The sequence below is a fragment of the Caulobacter sp. S45 genome (genome assembly GCF_903642205.1).
In the GTDB taxonomy this organism is placed as follows: Bacteria; Pseudomonadota; Alphaproteobacteria; order Caulobacterales; family Caulobacteraceae; genus CAHJWH01.
This window is the reverse complement of record NZ_CAHJWH010000197.1, coordinates 1-4,868: the sequence shown is the minus strand read 5'-3', so window position 1 is coordinate 4,868 and position 4,868 is coordinate 1. Positions and strand designations below refer to the sequence as shown.

Here is a 4,868-nt window from a genome sequence, read left to right as displayed (position 1 = left end):
GCGAGGCCGCCCGCCGCCGCGCGGCCCGCTACACCGCCGCGGCCATGGCCGGCGGCACGCGCCAGCTCTACGCCCGTCTGAGCCCCGTCTTCGCACCGGTGGAGGCCGCCGCATGAGAGTGGTCTACTTCACCCACTCGCTGGCCTCCTGCTGGAACCACGGAAACGCCCACTTCCTGCGCGGCGTGCTGCGCGAGCTGGTCGCTCGCGGCCACGCGGTGCGGGCCTGTGAGCCGCGAGGCGCCTGGAGCTTGGCCAACTTGCTGGCCGATGCGGGCGAGGAGGGGTTGGACGCCTATCGAACCGGCTATCCGGAGCTGAGCTCCACGGAGTTCGCACCTGACGCGGACCTGTCCGAACTGACAGACGGCGCGGAGCTCGTCATCGTGCATGAATGGAACGATCCCGCCCTGGTCTCAGCCCTCGGCCGACAGCGCGCACGTGGCGCCCGCTTCACCCTGCTGTTCCACGACACCCATCACCGCGCGGTCAGCGATCCGCAGGCCATCACCGCCTTCGACCTGGACGGCTATGACGGCGTCCTGGCCTTCGGCGAGACGCTGTCGCAGGTCTATCGCCGCTGGGGCTGGGGACGGCGCGTGTTTACCTGGCACGAGGCGGCCGATGTGCGCCTGTTCCATCCGCCTGCGCAGGAGGCCCGCCGGGAGGGTCTGATCTGGGTCGGCAACTGGGGCGACGACGAGCGGAGCGCGGAGCTGGAGCGCTACCTGTTCCGCCCGGCGCGAGATGTGGGACTGCCTCTCGACATCCACGGCGTGCGCTACCCGGAGATCGCGCTGCGGACGCTGGAGCGCTACGGCGTGCGCTACCACGGCTGGACTCCCAACGCCGCGGCGCCCGCCCTGTTCGCGCGCCACCTCGCCACCGTCCATGTGCCCCGCCGCTTCTATGTGGACTTCCTGCCGGGCATCCCCACCATCCGCGTGTTCGAGGCGCTGGCCTGCGGCATCCCCCTGGTCTCGGCGCCCTGGCGCGACAGCGAGCAGCTGTTCCGCCACGGCCAGGACTTCCTGTTCGCCGAGGATGAAGCCGAAATGCGTCGGGCGCTGACGGCAGTGCGGGAGGATGCGGACCTACGCGCCTCGCTGGTGGCCCGCGGACTTGAGACCATCCGCGCCCGCCACACCTGCGCCCACCGGGTGGACGAGCTGATGGCGGTGCTCGCCACGCTTGACGCCCTGCCTGCACGCAGCCGCGCGCCCGAACCGGAGACCGTCGCGTGAAGATCGCCTTCTACGGCTCGAGCCTGCTGTCGGCCTACTGGAACGGGGCGGCCACCTACTACCGCGGCCTGCTGCGCGACCTGGCCGGGCGCGGGCACGACATCACCTTCTACGAGCCCGACGCCTTCGACCGGCAGAAGCACCGTGACCTCGACCCGCCCGACTGGGCCAAGGTCGTCGTCTATGACGCCACGCCGGAGGCCCTGCAGTCAGTGCTGGCCGAGGCGCGGCAGGCCGACGTGGTGGTCAAGGCCAGCGGCGTGGGCGTGTTCGACGACGAGCTGCTGGAAGGCATGCTCGCCAAGGCCGGGCCGCACGCGCTGCGCATCTTCTGGGACGTGGACGCAGCGGCGACACTGGAGGAGATGCGCCATGCCGGCCCAGACCACCCCGTCCGCAACGCTCTGCCCCAGCTGGACATGGTGCTGACCTATGGCGGGGGCCGGCCCGTGGTCGACGCCTACGAGGCTTTCGGCGCGCGGCTGTGCCGGCCGATCTACAATGCGCTCGATCCTACCACCCATCATCCGGTCCCGCCGGAGTCGCGCTTCTGCGCCGACCTTGGCTTCCTGGCCAACCGCCTGCCGGACCGGGAGGCGCGGGTCGAGGCCTTCTTTCTGCGCGCCGCCGAACTGTCTGCAGGCAAGCGCTTCTTGATCGGCGGCAGCGGATGGCAGGACAAGGCCATGCCTTCCAACGTGACGGCCGTCGGCCACGTGGGCACCGCCGACCACAACGCCTTCAACACTTCGCCGCTCGCCGTCCTGAACGTGGCGCGCGACAGCATGGCGGCGATGGGCTTCTCGCCCGCCACCCGCGTGTTCGAGGCGGCGGGCGCCGGCGGCTGCCTGATCACCGACAGCTGGGAGGGTATCGGGCTGTTCCTGCAGCCGGATGAGGAGGTGCTGGTCGCCCGCGACGGCCAGGACGTGGCCGACCACCTCGCCGCCCTGACCCCGCAGCGCGCCCGCACCATCGGCGAAGCCGCTCGCGAGCGGATCACCGCCGAACACACCTACACCCGCCGGGGCGCGGAGGTGGACGCCCTGCTGCACGCCCATGCGGCGTGCAAGCAGGCCGCGCGCGTGGCGTCGTGAAGCTCGTCGTCCTGGGCTTGAGCCTCTCCTCCTCCTGGGGCAACGGCCACGCCACCACTTATCGAGCCCTGCTGAAGGCCTTCGCCGCCCGTGGCCATGACGTGCTGTTCCTGGAACGCGAAGCCCCCTGGTACGCCGCCGAGCGCGACCTGTGGACACCCCCGTACTGCCAGCTGCGATTCTATGCGGACCTGGCCGGCCTGGACCGCTGGAGAGGCGAGATCGCGGCGGCAGACGCGGTGATCGTCGGTTCCTACACGCCCGAAGGCGTAGAGATCGGCCGCAGGGTGCAGGCCTGGACGCGCGGCGTCGCAGCCTTCTACGATATCGACACGCCCGTCACCCTGGCCAAGCTGGCGCGCGGCGACCACGAATACGTCTCCCCCGAGCTGATCGCCGGCTACGACCTCTACCTGTCCTTCACCGGGGGTCCCACTCTGGACTCGCTGGAGCAGACCTATGGCTCGCCGGCCGCCCGCGCACTGTACTGCTCGGTGGACGAGACCCTGTACAAGCCCCTCGCGGCGCCCCGCCGATGGGACCTCAGCTATCTTGGGACCTATAGCCCTGACCGCCAGCCGGTTCTGGAGCGGCTGCTCATCGGACCGGCGCACGCCTCACCCCACCTGCGCTTCGCCGTCGCGGGGCCGCAGTACCCGGCTGACATCTCGTGGCCCGACAACGTCGAGCGGATCGAGCATGTGGCGCCGGCTGACCACGCCGCCTTCTACGCCGCCAGCCGGTATACCCTCAACGTCACCCGCCGCGACATGGTCCAGGCTGGCTGGAGCCCGAGCGTGCGCCTGTTCGAGGCCGCCGCCTGCGCCACGCCGGTGATCTCCGATCGCTGGGCAGGACTGGACGCCCTGTTCACGCCCGAGGTCGAGATCATCCTGGCTGAAGAGACAGGCGAGGTGCTCCAGGCCCTGTCCTGCGACGACGCCGCCCGCGACCGCTTCGCCGCCGCCGCCCGCGCCAAGGTGCTTGCCGTCCATACCGCAGCCTCCCGCGCGGAAACGCTGGAGCGCTTGCTGGACGAAGCGGCCGCAGCGCCTGCACGCCGCCGCCGGGTCCTCATCGCGGCCTGAGGCTCGCTGCGCCGACGAGGGCGGCGCCTGCCACACCGGTCCCCTGCAGCCTTGTCAGGGTGGCGCGATCAACCCCACCCAGTGCGTAGACCGGAAGCCCGGCGCGTCGGACCATGAGAGCAAGTCGCACCGGCCCGAGCGGCGGTCCGGCTGAGGGGCTGCGGCTGGGAAAGACGGTCGAGAGCAGGGCGGCGTCCAGACCCGCCGCCGCCCCGCGGCGAAGCGCGCCGGGGCTGTGCGCCGCTCCGCTGATCAGCACGCCGGGCCAGCGCGCGCGAAGGCGCGGAGCCTGCACGACCAACCGCTCAGGCAGGTGCACGCCGTCTGCGCCGCACGCCTGGGCCAGGGTGGCGTCCGCGCCGATCAGCAGGATCAAGCCCCGCGTTCGGGCCACCTTGGCGAGCGCCGCCGCCGCACGCGCCGCATCCGTCGCCCCGAAGGCGCGATAGACCAGGGCGGCGCCGGACGGGAGGCTCCGGGCGAGGGCCAGCGGGTCGGGCGTGCGCTTCGGATCGGTCAGGATCAGGAGCGGCGGGAGGGCGCAGGCGTTATGCTCCCTTGCGGGACGGCCTAGTCTCGCCGCCGCGCGGTGCAGCGCCGCAAGCTCGCAGGACACAGACATTGGCCGATACGCTAGCGCCCTCTTCCGCCGCCGACCAGCCGCCCGTTCCGGCCGGTGCGGAAGCCTGGGTGCAGGTGCGCTCGCGGATGGTTGAAGCCGCACGCAGCGCCGGCCGTGATCCGGCGTCCGTGGCTCTGACAGCGGTGTCCAAGCAGCAGCCTTGGGAGGTGATCGCGCCTGTCCTCGCCGCCGGTCAGCGCGTGTTCGGCGAGAACCGGGTCCAGGAGGCGAAGGCGCGCTGGGGAGAGCTTCGCCTGGCGCAACCCGCGCTGGAGCTGCGCCTCATCGGCCCGCTCCAGACCAACAAGGCCAAGGAGGCGGTGGGCGTCTTCGACGTCATTGAGACGTTGGACAGGGAGAAGCTGGCCCGCGCCCTGGCCGAAGCCGCAGGCGCCCTCGGGCGCACCCCACGGCTTTATGTGGAGGTGAACACAGGCGAGGAGCCACAGAAGGCTGGGGTCCTGCCACCGGAAGCCGACGCCTTCATCGCCAGGGCGCGCGATGCGTACGGCCTGCCGGTCGAGGGCCTGATGTGCATCCCGCCCCAGGGCGAGGCGGCGGGTCCGCACTTCGCCCTGCTGGCCGACATCGCCGCGCGCAATGGGCTGACCCAGCTCTCCATGGGCATGAGCGCCGACTACGAGACCGCCATCCGGTTTGGCGCGACCTCGGTGCGGGTGGGCTCGGCCCTGTTCGGCGCGCGGTGACGCAAGACGGCGGCGAACGTTTCCGTCCGCCGCCGGACAAAGGCCTCTGGTCCGTTACTTCTTGCAGCCGCAGCCGCTGCTCTTGTGACCGCCGCCATGGCCGCCGCCGTG

5 protein-coding genes are annotated in these 4,868 nt (G+C 71.5%); 4 read left to right on the top strand and 1 reads right to left on the bottom strand.

Features of this window, described 5'->3' with window-relative positions:
• Positions 1-112 precede the first annotated feature (112 nt).
• Genes HUV06_RS14635 through HUV06_RS14625 form a run of 3 tightly spaced genes read left to right on the top strand, consistent with a single transcriptional unit; the run spans position 113 to position 3,428 of the window.
• Positions 113-1,243 (top strand): glycosyltransferase, encoded by a 1,131-nt coding sequence (locus HUV06_RS14635; RefSeq protein ID WP_174301986.1) that lies wholly within the window; start codon positions 113-115, stop codon positions 1,241-1,243.
• A complete protein-coding gene (locus HUV06_RS14630; RefSeq protein ID WP_174301985.1) occupies positions 1,240-2,340 on the top strand; it encodes a glycosyltransferase in 1,101 nt (366 codons plus the stop codon). The genes HUV06_RS14635 and HUV06_RS14630 overlap by 4 nt, the downstream gene beginning before the upstream one ends.
• Complete coding sequence (locus HUV06_RS14625; RefSeq protein WP_174301984.1) at positions 2,337-3,428, top strand: glycosyltransferase; 1,092 nt, start codon at positions 2,337-2,339, stop codon at positions 3,426-3,428. The genes HUV06_RS14630 and HUV06_RS14625 overlap by 4 nt, the downstream gene beginning before the upstream one ends.
• Here HUV06_RS14625 and HUV06_RS14620 read toward each other — a convergent pair.
• The gene (locus tag HUV06_RS14620) at positions 3,415-4,050 is read right to left on the bottom strand and encodes a thiamine phosphate synthase (RefSeq protein ID WP_174301983.1); all 636 of its coding nucleotides are present in this window, start codon (positions 4,048-4,050) and stop codon (positions 3,415-3,417) included. The two genes, HUV06_RS14625 and HUV06_RS14620, sit on opposite strands and share 14 nt — an antisense overlap.
• A gap of 74 nt (positions 4,051-4,124) precedes the next feature.
• On the opposite strand from HUV06_RS14620, the gene HUV06_RS14615 reads away from it, so the two are divergent.
• Positions 4,125-4,757 carry a YggS family pyridoxal phosphate-dependent enzyme gene (locus HUV06_RS14615; RefSeq protein ID WP_371811087.1) on the top strand — a complete coding sequence of 211 codons (633 nt, stop codon included), beginning with the start codon at positions 4,125-4,127 and terminating at the stop codon, positions 4,755-4,757.
• Positions 4,758-4,868 lie beyond the last annotated feature (111 nt).